This is a genomic window from Spirosoma sp. KNUC1025 (assembly GCF_045160025.1).
Lineage (GTDB): Bacteria > Bacteroidota > Bacteroidia > Cytophagales > Spirosomataceae > Spirosoma.
The window spans coordinates 5,752,567-5,776,417 of sequence record NZ_CP087139.1; the positions used below are offsets into that span (position 1 = coordinate 5,752,567).

Annotated in this window: 17 protein-coding genes; 7 read left to right on the forward strand and 10 right to left on the reverse strand. The window is 49.4% G+C overall.

Features of this window, described 5'->3' with window-relative positions; genetic code table 11:
* Window positions 1-70: 70 nt before the first annotated feature.
* Window positions 71-568: a DinB family protein gene (locus tag LN737_RS25160; protein ID WP_405513109.1), complete on the forward strand. Its 498-nt coding sequence runs from the start codon at window positions 71-73 to the stop codon at window positions 566-568.
* Between the two features lie 185 nt (window positions 569-753).
* The gene (locus LN737_RS25165) at window positions 754-1,047 is read left to right on the forward strand and encodes a TIGR03643 family protein (RefSeq protein ID WP_405513111.1); all 294 of its coding nucleotides are present in this window, start codon (window positions 754-756) and stop codon (window positions 1,045-1,047) included.
* A 454-nt stretch (window positions 1,048-1,501) separates the two neighbouring features.
* Here LN737_RS25165 and LN737_RS25170 read toward each other — a convergent pair whose 3' ends face one another.
* The 3 genes from LN737_RS25170 to LN737_RS25180 all read right to left on the reverse strand — a co-directional run bounded on the left by LN737_RS25170 (window position 1,502) and on the right by LN737_RS25180 (window position 4,518).
* Window positions 1,502-2,188, reverse strand: a complete 687-nt coding sequence (locus LN737_RS25170; RefSeq protein WP_405513113.1) for a DUF421 domain-containing protein — start codon at window positions 2,186-2,188, stop codon at window positions 1,502-1,504.
* 134 nt (window positions 2,189-2,322) lie between these two features.
* The gene (locus LN737_RS25175; RefSeq protein ID WP_405513115.1) at window positions 2,323-3,690 is read right to left on the reverse strand and encodes an ATP-binding protein; all 1,368 of its coding nucleotides are present in this window, start codon (window positions 3,688-3,690) and stop codon (window positions 2,323-2,325) included.
* Window positions 3,691-3,960: 270 nt separating this feature from the next.
* Window positions 3,961-4,518 carry a DUF4136 domain-containing protein gene (locus LN737_RS25180; RefSeq protein WP_405513117.1) on the reverse strand — a complete coding sequence of 186 codons (558 nt, stop codon included), beginning with the start codon at window positions 4,516-4,518 and terminating at the stop codon, window positions 3,961-3,963.
* Between the two features lie 144 nt (window positions 4,519-4,662).
* On the opposite strand from LN737_RS25180, the gene LN737_RS25185 reads away from it, so the two are divergent.
* From LN737_RS25185 to clpB, 3 genes are all read left to right on the forward strand, one after another.
* Window positions 4,663-5,748 carry an SDR family oxidoreductase gene (locus tag LN737_RS25185; protein WP_405513119.1) on the forward strand — a complete coding sequence of 362 codons (1,086 nt, stop codon included), beginning with the start codon at window positions 4,663-4,665 and terminating at the stop codon, window positions 5,746-5,748.
* Window positions 5,749-5,768: 20 nt separating this feature from the next.
* Window positions 5,769-6,719 (forward strand): TspO/MBR family protein, encoded by a 951-nt coding sequence (locus LN737_RS25190; RefSeq protein ID WP_405513121.1) that lies wholly within the window; start codon window positions 5,769-5,771, stop codon window positions 6,717-6,719.
* Window positions 6,720-7,256: 537 nt separating this feature from the next.
* Window positions 7,257-9,902 (forward strand): ATP-dependent chaperone ClpB, encoded by a 2,646-nt coding sequence (gene clpB, locus LN737_RS25195; RefSeq protein ID WP_405513123.1) that lies wholly within the window; start codon window positions 7,257-7,259, stop codon window positions 9,900-9,902.
* 317 nt (window positions 9,903-10,219) lie between these two features.
* On the opposite strand, the gene tnpA is transcribed toward clpB, so the two are convergent.
* From tnpA to LN737_RS25220, 5 genes are all read right to left on the reverse strand, one after another.
* On the reverse strand, window positions 10,220-10,684 hold the full coding sequence (gene tnpA / locus LN737_RS25200) for an IS200/IS605 family transposase (protein ID WP_405513125.1): 465 nt from the start codon (window positions 10,682-10,684) through the stop codon (window positions 10,220-10,222).
* A gap of 145 nt (window positions 10,685-10,829) precedes the next feature.
* On the reverse strand, window positions 10,830-13,823 hold the full coding sequence (locus LN737_RS25205; RefSeq protein WP_405513127.1) for an Ig domain-containing protein: 2,994 nt from the start codon (window positions 13,821-13,823) through the stop codon (window positions 10,830-10,832).
* Window positions 13,824-14,066: 243 nt separating this feature from the next.
* On the reverse strand, window positions 14,067-14,966 hold the full coding sequence (locus tag LN737_RS25210) for a response regulator (protein WP_405513129.1): 900 nt from the start codon (window positions 14,964-14,966) through the stop codon (window positions 14,067-14,069).
* The gene (locus tag LN737_RS25215; protein WP_405513131.1) at window positions 14,938-18,108 is read right to left on the reverse strand and encodes a two-component regulator propeller domain-containing protein; all 3,171 of its coding nucleotides are present in this window, start codon (window positions 18,106-18,108) and stop codon (window positions 14,938-14,940) included. The genes LN737_RS25210 and LN737_RS25215 overlap by 29 nt, the downstream gene beginning before the upstream one ends.
* A 140-nt stretch (window positions 18,109-18,248) precedes the next feature.
* Window positions 18,249-19,016: a M48 family metallopeptidase gene (locus tag LN737_RS25220; RefSeq protein WP_405513133.1), complete on the reverse strand. Its 768-nt coding sequence runs from the start codon at window positions 19,014-19,016 to the stop codon at window positions 18,249-18,251.
* A 266-nt stretch (window positions 19,017-19,282) separates the two neighbouring features.
* On the opposite strand from LN737_RS25220, the gene LN737_RS25225 reads away from it, so the two are divergent.
* On the forward strand, window positions 19,283-19,684 hold the full coding sequence (locus LN737_RS25225; protein WP_405513135.1) for a Dabb family protein: 402 nt from the start codon (window positions 19,283-19,285) through the stop codon (window positions 19,682-19,684).
* 130 nt (window positions 19,685-19,814) lie between these two features.
* Here LN737_RS25225 and LN737_RS25230 read toward each other — a convergent pair whose 3' ends face one another.
* Window positions 19,815-21,293, reverse strand: a complete 1,479-nt coding sequence (locus LN737_RS25230; protein ID WP_405513137.1) for an MFS transporter — start codon at window positions 21,291-21,293, stop codon at window positions 19,815-19,817.
* Window positions 21,294-21,452: 159 nt separating this feature from the next.
* Here LN737_RS25230 and LN737_RS25235 point away from each other — a divergent pair, with 159 nt between their 5' ends.
* Complete coding sequence (locus tag LN737_RS25235; protein ID WP_405513139.1) at window positions 21,453-22,574, forward strand: acetamidase/formamidase family protein; 1,122 nt, start codon at window positions 21,453-21,455, stop codon at window positions 22,572-22,574.
* A gap of 61 nt (window positions 22,575-22,635) precedes the next feature.
* Here the strand turns inward: LN737_RS25235 and LN737_RS25240 are convergent, their stop codons facing one another.
* Window positions 22,636-23,526 (reverse strand): NmrA family NAD(P)-binding protein, encoded by an 891-nt coding sequence (locus LN737_RS25240; RefSeq protein ID WP_405513141.1) that lies wholly within the window; start codon window positions 23,524-23,526, stop codon window positions 22,636-22,638.
* Between the last annotated feature and the right edge of the window lie 325 nt (window positions 23,527-23,851).

Sequence of the window (23,851 nt, forward strand, 5' to 3'; positions counted from 1 at the left end):
CATAGGGCTGTCACCTATCCTTGTTTTCTTTGTGTAGTCAATGCCTTGTCAAACGCAAACTTGTCTATTCATGGAAAACACAAAACAACTCGAATCAGCACTTGACCAGACGGTCCTCTCAGCCCAGCAACTGCTCGACCATTGGCAAGGTCACCGCCGACTCACCCGCAAACTGATTGAAGCGTATCCTGCCGATCAGTTCTTTTCGTATGCCCTAGGTGGAATGCGGCCTTGCTCGGAACTGATCGCAGAAATAATGGGCATGTCGTCGCTGGGTATACAAGGCGTTGTCTCGGGCCGGTGGGATAACTTTCAGCCTCTGCAAACAAGTACAAAAGAGCAGGTGCTGGCCCATTGGGATCAGGTGACAGAGCAGATTAATACGCTTTGGCCCCAAATTCAGCCGTCTCATTTTCAGGAAGTAGATGTAGCTTTTGGTCAGTATGAAGGCACCATTTACTGGTTCATCCTCTACGTTATTGATAATGAGATTCACCACCGGGCTCAGGCGTATGTCTACCTACGTACCCTTGGCATTGCCCCTCCTGCTTTTTGGGATCGCTCCTAAAGCTGAGGCAGCTTGTAGAGACTTCAACGTACTAGGCAAAAAGGATATTCTTAATTAGCCACTATCCTATTGCGATTTTTAAATCTGCAGCCCAATTGAAGAAAAAATTGACTGGTTCGCTCCTGCCAAATCGGTGGGGCCGCTCCTGACGACTAACAAATACACAGTAAATGGGTTGTCTGAGTATGAAAATAACCCAACGCATATCCTCTTTTCCGGAAGCCGATCTGGACCGTATTGTTGAAATGGCCTGGGAAGACCGAACACCCTTTGAGGCTATCCAGGCTCAGTTTGGTTTGTCAGAGCAACAGGTTATTGAGCTTATGCGTGCCGAGCTAAAGCCATCCTCATGGCGAAGGTGGCGCATCCGTGTACAAGGCAGAACAACGAAACACGCGGCTTTATCGGCCGTCGATAATGCGCGCTTTAAATCAAATCAGCAGCGAGCAATCACTCAGAACAAACTCCCTAAACGATAAGCGATCGAGCAGAAGATATGGAGTAATCGTTTAGGACTGTTAAGCTCAAAAAGTAAGCTTATAAGAAAAGCCCGGTGTTGAACCGGGCTTTTCTTGTTTTTCTGTTTTTCGTAACGTTGAGTGAAATGATAACTGATCTATAATAAAGCTGCGCCAAAGGCAGTGAACAACTGAAGTTAAAAAACCATCCGTCTATTAATTATCCCAAATTATGCCAACAAGAATAGTTAAATGTAAATAATTAAAAATCAGAATCTTATCTACTGGCACATGCACAAACATTACTAGAAGATGGTGATCTTTTTGCCCACTTGTGTGGGTTTACGCCCACAATTTTCATCACATCCATCCGTTACTCGGCCTCTAGACAGATATGTTGACCTTGTTTAACAATACCTTTATTGGGGTTGACGAGAAAAGTTCTGATCGTTAAGTGATGCAGTTCTCCATTTAACTAGGTTCGTCGCCTGGTGTGAATCGCTTTTACCCACTCACTTTGCCGACAGCGCGGGCACGTATGGCGCTGGTTATCAATTGATTCAACCAGTCCGCAGGTTGTACAGGCGTATTGCCCCGCTTGCGAAAGCAAGTTGCTCTTCTGGTGGTAAATCTTGGGTAAGATGGGTAAGCCAGGCCTGACCTCCTCATCAGCGTAATAGAAAAAGCTTATCTGGCCATTGGTTTCCAATAGGGCCGTCTGTACTTGGCCCACATGCTCGATGTTTTGCTGACGCATCTCGGCAAAAAATTCATCTTTGGCGTATGTATGCTCGCTAACATTCAGCAGCACAAATTGCCCCTCTTCAATAATGTAAACGGGATCACCCTCCAGCAGACTTTCGAAACGTTCGCTACGTGCGGCCAGCCAGGTAATGAGCCGGTAAAGCCCCAGAATAGTGATAAAAACCAGTAAAGCTGGCAGTATGGCGTTGTCGCTATTGACCATGGGATCGCCCGCAGCCGAGCCTAGACCGATAATAATGGCCACTTCAAAGATGGACAGTTGACGAATTCCTTTCTTTCCGGTTAATCGTAAAAAGACCAGGATAAGGGAAAACATAATCAAGGTTCTGATTACAATTTCGAAGGCCAGACTCCAGTCTAAGTCGTTGATAAAAATGGTTTTGCTATCAAACTCCATACAGTTGTGCTTAAGTCTGGAACCAGCGAAAAAACCAGTCCAGTTGTTCACTTGGTTAATTGCTACTATCCTCCTACGGGCTTGCTACGTCTCCCGGAGAGTGTTTTCCACGCTTTCCGGGAGACGTAATTTATCTAGTTGGGTAAATAGATACTAAAGGTTGCTCCCTGACCAAGCCGACTGGTAGCGGTGATAGCCCCCCCATGATTGGTCACCACTTTCTCACAGATAGCCAGCCCGATACCCGTACCGGCAAACTCGCTTTTACCGTGTAGCCGTTGAAAGACCTGAAAGATTCGGGTAGCATGTTTCTGTTCAAAACCAATACCATTATCGGTTACATCAATCCGGAAGTAAAGCGGGGCCGAAAGTGCTGGCTTTACCGCTACAGGCAAATTCTTAGCCAGGAGCGTTTGAACACGAACCTGAATAACAGGAACTTTGGGAATTGCTGATGACGAAGGAGCAGACGTTTTCGCCTGGCTAAACTTGAGGGCATTACTTAGCAGATTCTGAAAGAGTTGACCCAACTGAACGGCATCTCCCAGAATATCAGGTAGAGCGTCCACCTGAACAGTTGCCCCCGCTTCGGCAATTGCCAACTCCAGATCCACCAGCACTGTCTGGACAATGGCTGAGAGCGAAACCAGTTGGCGACGGTCATGGAGAGCGGAGATTCTCGAATAACTCAACAAGTCCCGGATCAGAACGGACATGCGACTGGCCGCCGATTGCATCCGGTCGAGATAGGTGCGACCTTCACCCAGTTGGTCGGCATACTGGTTTTGCAGGAGGCTGCCAAACGACTGAATTTTTCGCAGAGGTTCCTGTAAGTCGTGAGAGGCCACCGAAGCAAATTGTTGCAGGTTATGATTTGCCTGGGTTAATAATTCATTGGCTTTATGAAGTTGATCGTTGGCGTTTTTGAGGGCCTGGGTACGCGTTAGGACCTGGGCTTCAAGTTCGGCGGCCAGCGTTCGATAGCGCTGTTCACTTTGTTGAAGTTCTTTGTTGGCTTTACGTAAGGCAAGCAAATTGACTACCTGTTTGGTTAAGGTTTGCAAGGCCGTCAATTGCTCGGGAGTCAATTGCCTGGGCTTGTTATCAAGAACACACAGCGAGCCTAAGGCAAAGCCATCCGAATCGGTTAGCGGTATACCTGCATAAAAAACGACATGCGGTTCTCCCATGACGAAGGGATTACTGGCAAAGCGTACATCCTGCCGGGTATCGGAGATGAGTAAAGGCTCGCTGGGATTGAGAATGGCGTGGGCACAAAAGGAGAACTGGCGGGGCGTTTCCCGCATTGCAAGTCCCTGAGCAGACTTAAACCACTGTCGTTTTTCATCAACCAGACTAATTAATGAGATGGGTGACTGACAAATTTGAGCAGCCAGGCTGGTAATATGATCGTAATCATCCTCGGGCAGGGAATCCAGGATATCATAACCTCGTAAGGCTTGTAGCCTATTGATTTCCTCAGTAGAATCAGGCAGTAACATCGTTGAGCGCAGCCAACATGGCTATAATACAGTAACTATTAGTGAACAACACGTGGCCAAAGAGTATGTTCAGTAAAAAACGGCTTGTATCCAGAGCGAGTAGCACTTCTGGCGGTCAAACTCAGATACGTTCGCTACGTATTTGGCGTATCAGAATTGCCCACTGGTCAATTTCTAGTGCACAAAGAACTCAAACCCAAGCAGGTTAATGCTCAAAAGCAAATACGTACAGCATCTCCATTGGCGAATAAGCACTTAACAGCCTAACATTCAGGACGCTTTTCCAGGAAATTTGGTAAACAACTGGCTGACACCGTCACGGATTTGATCAGGCGTTACGTTGCCTTTACGCAATACGCTCGAAACGGCAGCATCCCACAGCAACTCATTACGCCGGGTATCGACAATGTGAATATTTACAGTGCCTTCCTTATACGTACCAACGGGTACATCCTGACTCTGCCAATGGTACCGTCGCTGACCAATGTAGCGCGGAGCTTCATAAATCGTTGTTGGACGCGTCTGCGTCTTTTCATTGATGATACCACCAATATTGACTAGCAAATCAGGATGCGTTCCGGTCTGGGCGGTAGTTATCTGCTGGTAACCTCGATTCGTAAGTTCGGCTGCTACAGCCTGTTTGAGTTGGTCCATGGCCGTCCGATACGTTTCATTGGGCGTTGGTTCTATGCGGTTTGTATCAATAAAGGCAAACGTACGGTACGATGACCAGTTCGCTGTTTTATCAACTTCATTCCGCACGATTCGATAGGACGAACAGCCAACGCACAACCCAATAATGACAGAAAATATCCACGGTGTTTTCATAGTCTTTCAGAAGTAATATTGATAATCTGGTGGTCAATTTTTCACAGCAAACCCGCAAATTATAAATGCGTGAATAAGCAAATAATCAAAACAACTTTAAACGAAGGTGGTTCAATACGTTTAGTTACCAACGATGTAAAAGCTATGAACGCAGAAACAGGAAAAACAGCTCTCATTACCGGTGCATCCAGCGGAATTGGGCAGGAACTTGCCAAACTCTTCGCAAAAGATGGGTACAATTTAGTACTGGTGGCACGTAGCGACGATAAATTAGACCGGTTAGGAGAAGTCTTCAAGAATAATTATGGCACGGAGCAGGTAACCGTCATTGGCAAAGACCTATCCTCTGAAGATGCCGCCCAGGACGTGTATAATCAGGTCAAAGCAAAGGGCATTACGGTCGATGTGCTAGTGAACGATGCCGGAGTTGGGCTTTATGGTCTGTTTGCTACCGATACCGACTGGGAGCGTGAAAAAGCCATGATTCACCTCAACGTACTGACACTGACACAGATGACTAAGTTGTTTCTGTACGATATGCTGGCGCGTAACGAGGGAAAAATTCTGAATCTGGCATCCCTGCTGTCTATCACGCCATCGCCTTTGATGGCTGTTTACGCAGGCACAAAAGCGTATGTTTATAACTTCACGCAGTCGCTTGCCAACGAACTGAAAGACACGAACGTAAGCATCACGGCCTTACTCCCCAATGCGACCGACACGGACTTTTTCAATAAAGCCGGTGCCGAAAACACAAAGGTAACGGATGAGGTACAGGACCCGGTTATGGTAGCCAAAGCTGGTTATGACGCACTCATGGCTGGTAAATCAAAAATTGTTCCGGGTGGCCTGAAGAACAAATCGTATGAAGTGATGGCCTACGTTGCCCCTCAGGAAGCGCTGGCCTCGCTGATGCGAAATAAGATGGAACAGAAACCCGATCCGAAAGCCGAAGAGGAATCGTCAACTATAGCCTGGGGTATTGGTATCGGCATTGCCGTATTAGCCGGTGTGGCATTGGGCCTGGCCTACGCCAATACAAATGCGCTGGACCGCGCCCGTTATCGTTACAAAGCCAAATCATTCGGGGATTCGATTTCAGATACCCTTTCGTCGGTGTTCGATAATGTGGTCGACTCTGTAGTTGATGCCTACAAAACCACAAAAGCGAAGGCTGGAGCGGTAATCAACGAGTCGGAAGAAGAGCTGGAGGAAGAAGTTGTTGCTTAATAAGCGTCTCTGATTCACTTATGAAAAACTCATCATTCTGGCGTATTGCCACGGCTGTGTTTGCGGTTGGCAGTATTATCTACACAACCGTATCGAGTAGTCAGTCCCGGCGGGAAAGTCGGGAACGACATGAGTCCGGTCAGGGAGGTTCGGAATACGAATACGACGTACCGGTTGAATACGAACAGGTATTCGAAAAAAATCAGATTGTTCCGGCAGGCTGGGCATTTGGCGTAGTCTGGTCGACCATCTATACAGGCTTGGCGGCCCTACTGGTTCATCAGGCCCTGCCATCGGAGGAGCACAATCCGCGTTATCAGAAAGCGCAACCCTGGTGGTGGGCCAGTTGGATACTCAATGGTATTTTTGGCCGGTTCTTCTCCCAAAACGACCCACAGAGCATCATTATCTCTGACTTGACGACCAAGTTTAATCTGCCGGTTGCGTTGGGTCTGCACCAGAGTCTGGAAATTGGTAAGACGGATGTTCCGGCACCCGAACGGTTTCTGCGCATTCCGGTGAGTTTGTACGCTGGCTGGCTGACGGCCGCTACGGTTGTCGGCACGCCAAATACGTTACTAACGCTCAACTTATGGGAATCGGAGGAGGAACGCGACGAACCTGTATCGGCGGGCATTCTGAGTGCAACAGCGGGAGCGGGTTATTTCATTGCTCGCCGTCTGAACGATCCGTGGTATATGCTTCCTTTTGTGGCAGGCTTTGGCGGTATTGCTACGCGTCAATGGAAAAAGGAGCCTATTGTTGGCTGGACAGCCGCCGTATTAGCAGTTGCTTACGCAGGTCTGCTGGCCTACTGGCTCCCGCAGGGCAAATTTCATGCGTATGATCGATACGTAGTCAATGATGCTGAAGCCGAAGTACTGGCAGGGCCGTTCGAAACCAGTGAACCACATCAGGCCGAAATCGCCCGCGAGCGAATGAAACCGATCGAAGCCGAAAGTCTGGACTAAACTTTGTTGACAAAAACAAAAAAGCCGCTTATTAATTAATGAGCGGCTTTTTTGTGCCACGTACCTTTTACCCCCGCCCTATGAAGGGGAAAAATCCATCCCAGACTGGCCCCTTCATAGGGCAAGGATAAGGCGACAAGCAATACCCCTGCCATTTAGAAGATTAATTGTAATACTGACTTGATCGCGTGGCGATCCAATGTTGATAGACAATGAGAGTTATATATATTCTGTCATGCCGTAGGTATGCCACTACAGCTGATACAAGCTCCAATCATTTATAATACGCATCTTCATTTACTATAGAATCTGTTGTGAAATACCGCTACGAACAGACACCAGTCAAATTAGCCATTTACATTGCCATTTTGACGCAAAAAGTTACCTAATACTTGCAAAACAAGCCAAAATGTCCGAAAAAACACCCCGGCCCGTGATTTGTTAATAAGTACGAGTGAACGGTAATGTGCAGTGTATCAAAGCTCACTGTATCTGCTACGTTATTCCGTCAAACCCATTATTTATTCCTGAACGGTCATGGACTTTAAGAATTACACCATCAAAGCACAGGAGGTCGTGCAGAAGGCGTCGGAAATCGCTCTCGGCAACGGCCAGCAAGCCATTGAAACAGGTCACCTACTCCAGGCGATTCTGTCGGAAGATGAAAACGTAATTGGTTTCATTGCTAAAAAGCTTGGCATCAATTTACAGAATACCAGTAGCGCTTTACAGGCTATTCTCACAACATACCCGAAGGTGACGGGAGGCAATGGAAGCGTTTACCTGACTAATGATACAGCCGCGGCCTTAGCTAAAGCCAGCAACATTACGAAAGAATTCGGCGACGAATTTGTAAGTGTTGAACTCATGCTGCTGGGACTTATGGCGGGCAAAGATCAAATTGCAACGTTATTACGTGATGCCGGTTTCAACGAAAAACAAACGAAAGCGGCCATCACTGAACTTAGAAAAGGAAATTCGGTGAAAGACCAAAACGCAGAAGCAAAATATCAGTCGTTAGAGCGGTACAGCGTAAACCTGAACGAACGCGCCCGGACGGGTAAAATCGACCCGGTGATCGGACGCGACGAAGAAATCCGGCGGGTGCTGCAAATTCTAAGCCGACGTACTAAAAATAACCCGATTCTGCTTGGCGAACCGGGTGTTGGTAAAACTGCCATAGTGGAAGGACTCGCTCAACGGATTGTGTCGGGCGACGTACCAGAAAATTTGAAAACCAAAACCATCGTCTCCCTCGACATGGGTTTGCTGATTGCGGGCGCCAAATATAAAGGCGAGTTCGAGGAGCGTCTGAAAGCCGTTATCAAAGAAGTGACGGATTCTGACGGGCAGATTATTCTGTTCATCGATGAGATTCATACATTGATTGGCGCAGGAGCAGGTGGCGAAGGCGCAATGGATGCGGCCAATCTGCTCAAACCAGCGCTGTCGCGCGGTGAACTGCATACGATTGGGGCTACTACGCTCAAAGAGTACCAGAAATATATTGAGAAAGATAAAGCGTTAGAGCGTCGCTTTCAGGCTGTTATGGTCGATGAGCCGGATATGGCCGATGCCATTTCGATTCTGCGCGGTATCAAGGACAAATACGAATTACACCACGGGGTTCGGATCAAAGACGATGCCGTAATTGCGGCCGTTGAGCTCTCGACACGCTATATTACCGACCGTTTTCTGCCTGATAAAGCCATTGACCTGATGGACGAAGCTGCGGCTAAGTTACGGCTGGAGATGGACTCAGTACCGGAAGAACTCGACGAGTTGAATCGGCGGATTATGCAGCTGGAGATTGAGCGCGAAGCTATCCGTCGTGAGAATGACAAGGAAAAGGAAACGTCGCTGAATAAGCAGATTGCTGACCTGACTGAGCAACGTAACGACCTGCAGGCCAAGTGGGAAACCGAAAAAGCATCGGTCAATGAAGGACGCACGCTGAAAGAGCAACTCGATCAGCTGCGCTTTGAAGCCGAACAGGCCGAACGCTCCGGCGATTACGGTAAAGTAGCTGAGATTCGTTACGGCCGGATTCCTGAAATTGAAACAAAGCTGAATGAATTGCAGGGAGCAGGGAGCGCGGAGCAGGGCGCATCGAACTCCATGCACCAGGCACCACGCACTTTGCTAAAGGAAGAAGTTACCGCCGAAGACATTGCCGAAGTAGTAGCCAAATGGACGGGAATTCCGGTATCGAAAATGCTGCAAAGCGACCGCGAAAAACTGCTTAATCTGGAGAAAGAACTGGGTAAGCGGGTGGCTGGTCAACAGGAAGCCATTGAAGTCGTTTCCGACGCGGTACGTCGGAGCCGGGCTGGTATGCAGGACCCAAAACGGCCTATTGGTTCGTTTATCTTCCTGGGTACAACAGGCGTTGGTAAAACCGAAGTTGCCCGGACGCTGGCCGAATACCTGTTCAACGACGAGAACGCGATGATACGGATCGACATGTCGGAGTACCAGGAACGCCACGCTGTAAGCCGCTTAATCGGCGCCCCTCCGGGCTACGTTGGTTATGATGAAGGCGGTCAATTGACCGAAGCTGTTCGTCGGAAACCCTACTCGGTTGTGCTGCTTGATGAAATAGAAAAGGCACATCCGGATGTATGGAATATCCTGCTCCAGGTGCTCGATGAAGGCCGCCTGACTGACAACAAAGGTCGCGTAGCCAACTTCAAGAATACGATCATCATTATGACGTCCAACATCGGCAGTCACCTGATTCAGGAAAAGTTTGCTGAAGATGAAGGCTGGAACCACTCGTTGGTGCTGGAAGAAGCGAAGTCGGCCGTAATGGAGTTGCTGAAACAAACCATTCGCCCCGAATTTCTGAACCGGATTGACGAAATCGTGATGTTTGAACCACTGACACAGGCTAACATTCGCAAGATCGTGGACATTCAGTTCAGCGAAATCAAAAAACGTCTGGCCGAAAACGGTATCCAGCTTGATGCTACCGACGAAGCTCTGACCAAACTGGGCGAAGAAGGGTTCGATCCGCAGTTTGGTGCCCGTCCGCTGAAACGCGTACTGCAACGTCGGGTGTTGAACGAGTTGTCGAAGAGTATTCTATCAGGCGACGTCAAGAAAGATTCCGTTGTCTTAATGGAGTTGGATGACAACGGCGAAATCGCTTTCACGAACTTGGACGCTGAAATTGAATTATAGTTGACAGATAATATGCCAGGCCCGGTCGCTGAAAAGTGGCCGGGCTTTTTTGTTGAATCAACATTCACATACCAGGTCTTCACCTAGCTAAATTTTTCTAGGCCTGCCATCGATAGGTTCAAACCGTCGCGTTAGCGACCTAATGTTTATAGAAAATCCCGCTTCCTATCCAATTCCCGTCGCGTAGCGACCTAACTATAATGTAACAATGGTTGGGTCGCTACGCGACGGGTTATCGGTATGGATGGTTTGTTTAAGCTACAAACTTTGGGTCGCTACGCGACGAGCAAGTAATAAATGGAAACCAGCCTTTTTCGTTATCCCTCTAGTGGTCTGAAAATATATCGCTCATTATAGGGTACTTTAAACTTTTGCAGGAAAGCCACATATTCTTCTAAAAATGTTCGCTCCCGATGATGGTTTTCCTGGTTTTGGATATACCTGACTACGCTGTCAATTTGTGAGTGGCCGTAAGAAAATGCCCCATAACCACTTTGCCACTCAAATTTTCCTTGGGTTAGCTTTTCCTCATTTATCCATTTTGCGGAGTCCATTTTCAGGTATTGCATCAATTCAGAAATAGACTGCCTGGGGTTGATCCCAATGAAAACGTGCACATGATTGGGCATTCCGTTGATAGCAATCAGTTTATGGCCCTGATTCTGCACAATACCTGTCATGTACCGATATAAATCTTCTTTCCAGATTATACGAATCAGGCTATGGCGATGTTTAACAGCAAAAACAGTTTGAACATACAGTTGTGTATAAGTATTAGGCATATTACGGGAGGATTCATCAGGCGTGCAAGATAGTAGTCACTTTTTTACCCAACCCCTCGGAAACCAGTTAGATGCATGTTAAAGTCAAAAACCAGACCTGTTAGAGCCTGGTTTTTGCATTCATGGCGTGAGATAGAAGAAATATTTATGGACGGAGGAGCTTAATTTTCTTTTGCTCTGTAGCCGTACCGACCTGCAACAGCAACATACCCTGTGCATTGCCCAGCGGCACGCTTACCCGATCAATTGATTCAGCCTGATTAATAGTGAGCTGGTGCACCAAGGACCCCCGGCTGTCAACGAGTTTGAGGTGCACGGCTTTACCCGCCACTCCACTAATTTCCACATCGGCCGATTTGCCTTCCACCGGATTACCCAATACACGTATCTGTAAGCCCGTACCAAGCTCATTTACGCCTACACGAGCCCGACCGCAGGTGGCTCTCAGATCCCAGATGTAGGTCACTACGTTGCCGCTCTGGCGAGCCATCAGCGTAAAGGGCTGCACATCATTGGCGGTCCGGCTTTCTTTATCGACAAACTGGTTGGGATTGGTGGTCCAGCCTGTAATCCCCGGCGCCTGGTATTCAATCAGCGTACCGTCGCCCCCTGTCGTTTTGAACGTAATGGCTCCCGTAGAACAGTCATAATCAGGCGCAACCAGTGCCAGTGCAGTGCTCGTAGACGTAATGGTAATCTTAAACGTCGAACTGGCTGAACCAGCTGTAGTGTGTGCCGATACGTTCACAGTATAGACGCCAGGAGCAGTCGCAGTTCCGACAATAACTACCGCGGGTGTATGCGCAAGCTCTGACGATTTGACGAAAAGTGATAGGGATGCAGGAAGCGCTGATGTGCTAATTGACCAGTTCGGAACATAATTCGGATCGCTTATATTCGGATCATTGAAGTAACTCCCAAGTACGAAATAAACATCCTGTCCAACGGTGTAGGTTTGATCAGGAATCGGCAGGGCAATAAGTGGCTTTAGCGTTGGTGTACTACTACAGGTCGCTTTCAGGTCCCAGCTATAGGTCACTACGTTACCGTTCTGGCGAGCCATCAGCGTAAAGGGCTGTACATCATTAGCCGTGCGGCTGTCTTTATCGACAAACTGATTGGGGTTGGTGGTCCAGCCCGTAATGCCCGCTGCCTGATATTCGATCTGACTTCCGTTGCCACCGGTTGTTCTGAATGTGAAGGCACCTGTTGCACAGTCATAGCCCGGAGCAATCAGCGCCAGCGGATCAGGATTTGGTGGATTATTGTTCGAAACAGTGATTTTGAAGCTGGTGATAATCGGAAAATCACGATAGGCGCCTGTGCTGACCTTAACCGTTACGGTATATATGCCTGCTAAATTCGGTGTACCGCCAATAACCACTTCAGGGTAAGGTGCGTAGAGTAGATTATTGGATAATACATTCATACCACTCGGCAAACCAGACACTTCAACTGCCCAGTTGGGTACATATCCCGGCAAACACTCATTGTTCTGAAAGCACACATTGGGGTCTGTAAAATAGGGTGCCAACGAAAAATAACCGTTGCCCGGAAAAGACTGACCCACCGTCAGAAACTGGTCAGGAATAGGCCCATTGAATACAGGCAGTTTGGGGATGCTTGAACTACAGGCAGCTTTCAGATCGAAATTATACGTAACGGTATTGCCACTCTGCGTAGCCGTGATTGTTATCACTTTAGGGTCGTTACGTAGGCCTGGCTCGACGGTACCAAAATTGTCTGTTACCGATGCGCGGGTAATACCGGGAGCCGTATACGTAACTGGCGATCCATCGCCCCCAATTATGTTGAAAATGATGCCGCCCGTCTGGCAATTATACGATGGAGCACGCATGGAAAATGGCAGCGGTGTATCGGCATTAAGTTTAATCAGTTCCTGATTTGTCGTAATTAACACCAGCCCACCATCGCCAGCCCGCTCCATTTTTTTCAGGTATCCATCCGAAGGGCGATCAAAGGTTCGCTGCACAACCACTTTAAACAAATCCGGGTCATTCAGATTTAGCTTTGCCGCACTGACTTTCAGCACCCGTGGATCAGCGCCATTTCCCAGAGACGTATTGCCAACGGCGTAGAATTGAGGACCGTATTGCGTGATAAATGCCTGAGTAGCATCTATATCCAGCAGTCTGGCACGCTTGAAATCACCATTCCAGTCCAGCTCAAGTATGGCGACTGATGTCGGTGGTGAGGGTAATACGCTGGGCGGCATACCAGGACCCACCAGTGCATACCCATTACCATCTGTCGCCAGTACTACGTCCGTTGCGACAAATATTGTCTGAACCGAGCCAGGCGCAAATCCATTAAACGTTTGGGCCTTGGGGAGAGACGTAAGCAATTTCTGCCAGGCAACATTTCCTGAGCCATCGAGTTTGGCTACCCAGCCTGTCTGATTGGTAGCAAACGAAGTGAGCGGATCATAAACAACGCCTGAGTTATTATAGTAACCAACAAGCAAATACCCCCAGTCGGGCGTGTTTATGACAGCCTTACCCTCCGTCAGGCTATTGTCGGGCATGGTGGGGTTGGGGGTTGGATACGCTATCTGTTTTGCCCAGGAAAAATTACCGGCTGCATCGTATTTCCGGATAATAGTCTGGGATGGGCTGCTGTTCGTTTGTCTATCTAGATACATGACCAGATACCCACCGTCTGGCGTACCAACTATATCGTTTAAAATGGCCGTTCCTGTCGACGAGCCAAAAAAGATATCGCTTTCCTGCCATACTCTAACACTTCCATTCGCATCGATTCGAGTGGCAACATTGGCTCCTCTGAGGGATGTTTTCCCCACAATACCCACCCCGCCATCGGTTGTTCCGGCGGGAAGAATAGCCCCAAGCGCTTCATAATCATAGCCCGGGATTTTTCCTCCCAGGTAAAAACCACCCTTCAGAAGTCCTGTTTGCCAAACTACGTTTCCCGGCGTTGCGTATTTAATAACCCGATCCCCATCTACACTGGGAAAGTTTGGGTTATTCTGCTGTGAAAGATGCTCCGTCGTTACGATACCGCCATCTGTGGTCACGGTCAGCGTTCTACCCGATTTGGTCCATTGAATGTCAGGGATCGATTGCGCCTGGCCTGTGTGGCTACCTGAACAGCCCTGCACTGAGCAGGGCTAGCCAAACACGTTTCATTAACTGTGTAAAATTTTGTTCCATGACGTGTAAGAATTAAGTGGTTGTTGTACATGAAAAGACACCCGTCAAACGGACAGGGCTAAGGTAAAATGTTACGGGAATTATTATTCATGTTCCAGCGAGATTGCCCCAGAACTGAAAGCAATAGTCCCCAATCTTACAGTGTGCGCTTATCGTCAACTGACACCACCTATATACTTATTTGTCGCTTCTTACACCTTATTCAAGCCGCCGGCCGCAAATTCTGACGGTGTTTTGTGGTAGAACTCTTTGAAAACAGTAGTGAAATACGAGGGCGTCTTGAAGCCCACCAGGTGAGCAGTTTCTGAGGCTGAATGACCTGCCTGCAGCAGGTCGGCGGCTTTTCGAAGCCGGTACTGACGTATCAGCTCATTCGGGGCCAGTTGAACAAGGCTGTGGGTTTTCCGATAGAGTGTTTTGCGGCTCATTGCAACCTGGTCGGCCAGCCAGTTGACATCAAGCGATGAATCGCTCAGGTTCGTTTCCAGCAGGTTATATACCCGATGCAGAAAGGCGTCCTCCACTACGTTGATTGGGCTGGGCAGCTCCGGCTGAGCAAGTTGCTGCCGGTACTGATCGCGCAGCCGTTGCTGATGCAGAATCAGATTACGCAGCCGCAAATGCAGCTCATCCAGATGGAACGGTTTCGCCAGGTAATCATCGGCGCCTTCCCGCAACCCCTCAATCCGACTTTGATGAGAAGCTTTGGCGGTCAGCATCACAACAGCGATATGATCAGTATCGGGATTATTTTTGATAAGCCGTGTCAACTCGTAGCCATCCATCCGCGGCATCATTACGTCCGTAATAACGATATCGGGCAGTTCGATCTGGGTTATCTGCCAGCCTGCCAACCCATCCGTGGCCCGCAGAATCCGATAGGTAGCTGATAGCTCACTGGCCAGAAATTCACGCAGTTCTGTATTGTCTTCTACAATAAGCAAAAGCGGGGCGTCAGCTTCTAGCACGGATGGCTCGCTGATTTTCTCAGGAACAGCAACGGGAGGCCGCTCAACAGCGGCCTGTTCGCGAGCGGACAGGATTATTTTGGGTGCTTCCGTATCAATCGATATCGGCTGAATAGGTAACACCAGCGTAAACGTAGTACCTATGTTCGGCTGGCTGGTCACATGAATGGAGCCCCCTGACCAGTTCGACCAGTTCTTTTACGAGAGCAAGCCCAATACCGGTTCCTTCATAAGCCCGGGTACGGGAGTTGTCGACCTGGTAAAAGCGATCGAAAATATGCGGAAGATGCTCAGGGGCAATCCCGATCCCCGAATCAGTAATCGTGATACGTACCCTGGAGCTGTCGGCGGCATTGGGGGTTACCATTGAGGTGAGCGTTACGGCTACGCTCCCACCCTGACTGGTGAATTTCAACGCATTCGACAGTAGGTTGGTCAGAATTTTCTCCCACTTGTCAGCGTCGAATAAATGTTCGTGCGGCATGGGTTCCGCATCGTAAAGCAGGGTCACCCCCTTCTGTTCAGCCGCTTGCCGGAACGATTCAACCATGTACCCAACGAAGTCCGTCACCTCGCCCCGCCCCAGCGACGTCTCCATGCGTTTTGCCTCCAGCTTGGAGAGGTCAAGCAGTTGATTGATAAGCCTAAGCAGTTGGTTCGCATTACGTTGCACCAATGTCAGTGTCTGACGGGTTGGCGCATCAAAGCGATTATCCTGCAAAAGTTTTTCAACGGGCGATATAATCAGTGATAGTGGCGTCCTAAACTCGTGGGTGATGTTGGAGAAAAAGCGGGTTTTCAACTCATCGACCGTTTTGAGCTGTTCTGCTTCCCGCCGATTGAGTTCTAACTCCTGCTGCTGCCTGATCCGGTTGGTATAAACCCGAATCAGCCCCCAGATGGCGCCCCCCGCCAGCACGGCATACAGGCCATAGGCCCACCAGGTTGCCCACCACGGCGGTTGAATAATTAAATGAACAGCAGCTTCTTTCTTATTCCAGATACCATCACTATTCGCGGCTTTTACCCGGAAAACGTAGTCGCCAGGCGACAGATTGGTATAATTGGCAAAATGTCGATTCCCGTTCTGAACCCAGTCCTTATCGACACCCGTGAGCTGATAGGCGTACTGATTCTGCTCAGATTGCGTATAGGTCAGTGCGGCAAAACTGAATGACAGAAAATTTTCGTCGTGGTTCAGCGTAATGACATTGCCGGTGATCGGTCGGTGCTGATCTTTAACCTTCAGTTCAGTAACATAAACGGAAAACGGTTGCGTATCATCGCGAATACTATCTGGGTTGAAATAAACAACGCCATTTAAACTTCCGAAGTAGAGTCTATCTTTTTGGCGAAAAACGGCGTTCCGCAGGAAATCATTACTGGATAATCCATTGGAGGTTTGATACGTCCGGATATCATTTGTACGCGGATCAAATCGGCAAAGTCCTTTATCGGTGCTTAACCAGAGTCGCCCGCTATTATCGCTCGTAATGCCAACAACATTGTTGCTGGGTAGCCCCTGACGGGTTGTAACGGCCGAGAATAATCCGGTACGTGCATCGAAGCGATTCAGGCCTCCCTGCTCAGTGCCTACCCAAATACTACCGGACTGATCTTCATACATCGTTAGTATGTCATTACTGGCCAATCGGCTTTTCGGCCCAACTGGATAGTGCGTAAACTGACCAGTGCGTGGATTCAGGCGACTAATGCCCCATTTGTGAAAGGATATCCATACATCGCCCGTTTGGCTGGTCAGCAATCCAGTCACTCGCTGGTCAGGGAATCCATCAGGATCGGTAGGGTTGTATTTGTAATAGCGGTAACGATGAGTTTGCGGATTAAAAGCCGCAATTCCCGAACGGGGCACTACGTGGCCTCCAATCCAGATTTCACCCGAAGGCGTACGACGGATGTATTCAGCAGGTACCTCAGCCGGATACGCCCTGTAGTGACCCGTGGCTTTATCAAAATGGTTTAAGCCCAGTTCTGTCCCTATCCAGACCCCTTTACTACCATCGGCCAAAAAGGCCTGCGTATAGCTATTGAACTGCCCACGGGCTCCCAGCATTTCAGTTGGTATCAGCTGTGGATGATTGTTCACCGGCCTGTATACGTTATACCCAGTACTAGTCCAGAAATTACCGTCTGTATCTGGTAGTAAAGCCACGACTTTATTCTCAGTTAAATTAGCTATACCTCGGTTGGGCCGTACCTGATACGTCCTAAACGGCTTTGTATTAACAGCCTGTCGATCGATGCCATTATCAGTCCCTACCCAGAGCGTCCCGGCCCGGTCATGATAAACGGCCTGGGCGGTATTGCTACTGATTCCATTCGGGATGTTTGGGTCTGGATGATAGGAAAAAACCTGATTTTTGATCGGGTCGATACGTTGCAATCCCGTCGTTGTGGCCAGCCAGATAATTCCCTCCCCATCCTTATGAATTGAACTCAGAAACGTAAACGGATTGATCTGTCCATCCGGATTATAGGATTCCAGATGCCAGGGCCGATGATGCAGATCCAGCTTAAACAAGCCGTACCCGGCTGATGCCGTAGCCATCCAGAGTACTTGCTGCTTATCCTGATAAAAGGCAATAAACGTAGGCTGAGCCGCGCCCGCGCCCACAGGAACGGGCAGTAAGGCATACCGACCGGTTGCGCGATCAAACAGATAGAGCCCCTGATGCGTTCCCACCCAGAGACGGCCCTGATCGTCTTCGAATACGGCTTTTATGATCGCTTGAGGTTGGGGCATTGGAAATAGGGTAAACCTGTGAATTACAGGCTCATACCGTACCAGCCCGCCTAACGAACTAACCCAGATTACGTGCTGGTGGTCTTCATAAACAGCATGTTGAGCATTCCAGCGGTCAGTATTGTCAGCTCTGATGAGATGAGCCGTAACCCGGCCAGTCTGTTTGTCAACCTCGTGCAACCCGCCCCTGGTAGCTACCCACAGTCGATTTTTGTGATCCTCACAGAAACCCATAATCTGGTTATTCTGGAAACTATGGGCAGACTCGTTTACGGATGATTTGAGCGTAGTGAAGGTATAACCGTCGTATTTATTAAGCCCATCGTTGGTACCGAACCACATAAACCCTTCCCGATCCTGAAGGATGCAGTTGACCGAATTGTTGGAAAGACCATCTTTAACCGACAGATGATCAAACTGGTTAATGACGGGTTGATTTTGGGCTATACTTGTTCTGTCAGCGCGTTGTGCCTGTGCGAATCCCGGGAGGCAGGGAAGCAATAGGATCAATAGAGAGTAGATACGCACTGTAAAAAATGCCGGTCAATTTTACAGGCTAAAAATACATAATTAGGCGTCTACTCCGTCCAATTTTTACAATACGGTTGGTTAAGAACGTAGTGTCATCCAGGCGGTTTCTGTTACCTGGCCAGACCGTCTTTCCGGGCACGGTCACGAACGCGCTGCGCACGAGCTTTGCTGTCGGGATGCGTTGACAGAATTTGCGTGACCTGGCCTCCCTTCCCTCCTCCGCTTAGCTTCGCCAACTTCTCAAACGAAGTCGCCAATGCCAGTACGTTGTAGCCGTTACGTTTCAGAAAACTATAGCTGTAATCGTCAGCTTCGGTCTCCTGCTTCCGGCTGAACGACGCTCCCGCCAGGTAGTCAGCCAAATCGCCTAGTTGGGAACGGGACAGCTTGCCCAGCGCCCCCGACTGCGAAGCCGCAGCGTTACGTACGGCCGATCGACGAAGGGCGCTTTTCATGGCGTCGCGGGAGTGGTGTTCAATCACGTGCCCAATTTCATGCCCCATTACAGCCAGCAGTTCATTGTCGGTCATTACGTCCATTAGTCCTTTAAAAACGCGTACGCTACCATCGGCGGTGGCAAACGCATTTACGTCAGCTACTTTGTAGACTTTATAATTGATAGGCAACCCACCAACTGTGTGATGACGGCTAACAATACGACTCAGGCGCTGTGCATAAGGGTCGCTGGAGCTGGCAACCGGATTTTTAGCGTCCATTTGTTGTACTGCCTGGCGTGTATATGCCGCTACCTGAGCATCGGTCAACGTAGCGGCTGTGATCGCATCCAGACCAGCCTGGATAAGATTCGGGTTTACCTGAGCAGGGCACACTAACGGGCCAATAAACCCTATAAGGAGTAGGATTATAGTACGTTTCATAGATCAAGCTGCCTGGTGAATCGGGCAAATCGGATTCGAACAGACGTATTCTAATAACTATATAAGTCAATAAACGTTTGCAGACAAGGTAACTCCACCAGCCGTACACGTTTGATAAACAGAAAATTCAACGCTTAACAATAAAACAAATTGTAGCCCATCCGCTGAGGTTTAGGGGCTCTGGATTTGCTCCCCGATTTGTCAAACGGCGAATCGTTTGTCATTTTTGCTTTGCGAAGCCTCCATCACGCATAAACCTACATCTCATGAACGAGCAATCACGGAGAAGTTTTGTTAAAAATAGCGTAGCAGCCGGGTTAGGTGCCGGGTTACCGAACGTAACGTCAGCCGCCAGCGAACTGTTTGTCCATCATGTTTTATTTTATCTGAAAAACGCCGGTAGCGAAGCCGACAAGGCCAAACTGCTGGAAGGCTTAAACAAGCTGGCTAAATGCCCCACGATCAAAATGGTGCACATCGGTACGCCAGCCGCCACGAACCGCTCGGTTATTGAGCGAAACTACACGTATTCATGGCTATGCTTTTTCGATAGTGCGGCCGATGAAGAGAGCTACCAGAAACACCCTATTCATGATGACTTTCGAAACAATTATTCACAGTTGTGGGAAAAAGTGGTCATCTACGATTCAATCGGCCCTAAACGGTAATCGTCCCGGTGGTTCGCTGACTTCGATCAGCAACGGTTGAACCACCCCCGCCCCCTGAAGGGGGTACCCGCTGAGACCGGATTGCTCCCCTTTCAGGGGGTGGGGGTGAAAAGACCAGGATGTAACAGCCTTAAGCTGCGGGTGGACTAGCCAGCGGCCCTACCGGAACAGCGACAGCTGGCGATAAAGCGGGTGTGGCTTTGCCCCGTGTAAAGGAAATAAGTGCCCCCAGCAGGATTAAACTAGTCATAATCAGATACGCGTAGTGCATACCCAGTAACTGGGCGGCTGTTGCTTCGGGCGTTACGTTATGAGCCAAAGCGTAGCGATTCCGGGTACTGTACCATACGGCAGCGGCCAGCGCTATACCAACAACAAACCCCAGGTTACGCATAAACGCAATCATACTGCTGGCTATACCGCGCTGGGCTAATGGCGCCGAATTTAAAGCACTGCTGCTGTTGGGCGACTGAAACAAGCCAAAACCCATACTAACCAGCGAACTTCGCCAGACCACATCCTTCCAGTCCCAGCTGCTGTCGAGAAAGGAAAAGGCAAAATAACCACAGGCTGTAATTAGCAAACCCAGGCTTGATAACCATCGCGTACTCACCCGACTGGACAGATAACCGCCAAGCGGAGCAACCAGGCTAAGGGTCAGCGGACCGGCCAGCAGCACCAACCCGGCCCGTTCGGGATTGAGCCCCAACAATTGCTGTAGAAAAAACGGGATGACGAAGATATTTCCGCCCGACGCAACGAATCCACAGAAAGCCGCTAGGATAGCCGACGTAAACGGCCAGACCCGGAATAAACTTAACTGAAGCATGGGTTCGCGAACCCGCATTTCCCAGATCAGAAAAAGCGCGATCAGCACAGCGCCAACGGAAAGCAGACCAATAACGAGCGAGTCATTCCAGCCATAGTTGGGTACCGGCCCAAAATCCAGCCCCGTCAGTAGAGCCGTAACACCCAGCAAAAAAAGTCCCGCACCCACCAGATCAAACCGCTGCCCAGTCACTTTGGGACTGTCCGGCAGAATGGTCCAGGCGCGCCAGATGGCAATCAGCCCAATGGGTACGTTGACAAAAAAGATGCTCGACCAGCCGAATTTCCCCAGCAACAACCCACCAATGACCGGACCGGCACTCGACCCGGCGGCCACCACAGAGCCCATTAATCCCAGGGCTTGTCCGCGCTCTTTTGGGGAAAACGCATCGCTGATGATGGCGGGCCCGATGGCGAAAAGCATGGACGCACCTAACCCCTGAACAATTCGAAAGGCTACCAGCGACCACAGACTCCAGGCCAGCCCGCAAAGCAGCGAACCCAGCACAAAAACACAAAAACCGGTGATATACAGTTGTCGCCGACCAACCCAATCGGATAGTTTACCCATGATGAGCAACGTACTGGTGGTGGTCAGGAGGTAACAAAGCACAATCCACTCAACACTGTCTCCAGCATTCAGATCGCGTCGGATGGTTGGCAGCGCAATGTTCACAATGCTGCTGTCGAGGGTCGACATGAACGTACCGAACACAACAGTGCCAAGAATAATCCATTTATTGGGCGACGATGTGCCTGTCGCTGGAGGGGAAGCCGACACGGAAAGATCAGATTGTTCTGAAACGTAACGGAGCGCACAGCCGCGTTGTTTCGATACCGGCAAACTATCGATGTAATAAACCTGCCCGATCTACGAACCGAGCCGTAATCGTTTATCTTAGTACGTTTATTCTCCTCAATACACAACTCATACAACCTGATGAAATCTTCCCGACGTATCTTTTTGCGCCGTTCTACCCGCAGTGGGCTGGCTATACTTTCGACAAGTGGTTTGTCAGCCAATACACTCCAGGAACTGGCGACCAAACCAACTGTGGCCTTTAAACCGGATTACGTAGTTCGGTCGTTACCCGAAAACATGGTCTGGGGCTATTACGGGGCCGACGTACCGCCGGTTGCCAACGTAAAAGACGGAGCTGTTGTGGAAATTCAGACGGTCAATCCATCAGGTGTCAGCCGGCCCAATCCCGAAGAGTTTTACAACAAAAACAACTTGCCGCTCGATCAGCACGCGCAGGAAGTGATTGCGATTTTGAAAAACGTAAAACCTGAACCTTCCGGAATTCGGGGCCACATGCTCACCGGGCCTGTCTTTATCGAAGGAGCCGCTCCCGGCGACAGTCTTGAAATCCGAATTCTCGACATGACATTTCCGGCTCCATTTGGCGTCAACAGCGTATGGCCGGGTGGCGGGGGAATTCCCGATGAAGTAAAAACCCGGGAAACATTTGTGTATCGGTACGACATGAAGCGAAAAACGGCTTCCCTCAAAGAAGGCATCGACATTCCACTCAAGCCATTTATGGGGGTTATGGCGCTATCGCCCCCGGCCGATATGGGGCACCAGAGTTCAATTCCACCCAATTTTTACGGCGGCAATCTGGATATCAAGCACCTGACAAAAGGGACTACGTTGTATTTACCTGTTTCCGTGGCGGGTGGACTGTTTACTACCGGCGATGGTCATGGTGCGCAGGGCAACGGTGAAGTTAGTGGAGTGGCCATTGAAACAGCCATCAATCTGACCGTGAAGTTCATTGTTCACAAAGGCAAAACCCTGAAACAACCCCGCGCCGAAACCCCAACCCATTTCATTGCTGTTGGCCTGGATAAAGACCTGAACAAAGCCATGAAAAACGCCCTTTCCGAAGCGTGTGCATTCATCAAGGACGAGCTGGGCTTTACGTTCAACGAAGCGTTGTCCATTGCCAGCACCGCCGTCGATTTTGAAGTCAGTCAGGTTGTCGATCAGACCCTGGGCGTTCATGCGATGATCCCGAAAGCCATTTTTACCAAAAAGAAATTCGACTACTGGGCATAAGACTCCGGCACCTTCCCGAACGTTTGAAGCGTTCGGGAAGTTAATTCTCAAGCTCATTCCGTTAGCGATGATTGGCCAGTACGTCCTGAATCGTTGTCCATTTTATATCCGGATAGCGGTTATTGTCGAGCGGATCATTCTGGACGCTTAACATACTGTGGATATACTGACTTCGCTGCCAGGTAGGATAGACCTCCTGTTCGCCCTCGGGATGCGCAGCCCGTTCGCGTTGATTATAGGCGGCTAGTTCATCCAGACTACCCAGGCGAACGACCTCAAACGTATTGCCGGTTACCTGTTTGGCTGCTGCAGCTAACTCATTAGGATTTACCTGAAAACTGGCGATACGTAATAACCTTGGAGTGGAGTGGTCGAGAGCGGCAGCGGCCGTAAATGTTGCTACGTCGTCCATGGTGGTAAAGTCGATGCGCCAATCATCGCTTCCCCAATAGCCAACGCGTTTCTTCTCGAAATCCAGCAGCGGCATGTTGTAGTTCAGCAGGTTGGCAAACGCACCATTAAGAATCGAGGTCGCGTTTATGGGCGTTTTGTTGATGTGATCCATAAACTCCCGGCGCAAATCGAAGTTACGGTTCAGGCCCGCCGGAAGCTTTGTAAAATCACTCGCAAAATCCGATGGAATAAAGCGGGGAACCCCAGCCGCTAGTGCTGCATCGAGTAGCAACGACTGCATGTCAACGATGACATCACGTAAGCCCTGCAAGGCCGATACAACACAGGATACGCCCACGCACGCCTTCGTCAATTCAGCAACATTCGTCGCATCGATCTGAAAAATCGGTACACCCTGCTGCTCAAGCTTCTCTATTTTCTTATCATCCGTGCTGGAACGTACCAGTGCCCGAACCTCAGCGCCCCTGTCACGTAACGCCTTACAGATACGACCACCTAAAGCGCCCGAAGCGCCAGCAACCAAAATTAAATCGCCCATATTCTGCTTGATTGGTACTAATTATAAAAGATTCAAACGCGGTGGCTCGTTTGGTACGGCAGCCCGGTGGTGTCAGGTTCTCAAACCTGACACCACCGGGCTGCCGTACCAAACGCTCAGACTTTACAGACTATCTGTATGTAACTATTTCCGTGTAGAACCATTTTGTTTGGAAGCTCTATGAATACGTAGCGTTTTATGGTAGGTTTTGAGAAACCCATCCGTGTCAGGTTTAAGAACCTGACACCACAGCTACCACAGCTACAAAATGACGTAGTTGATGTACATACAGCTTCTTACGCATCATAAATGGGTTGACAACAAA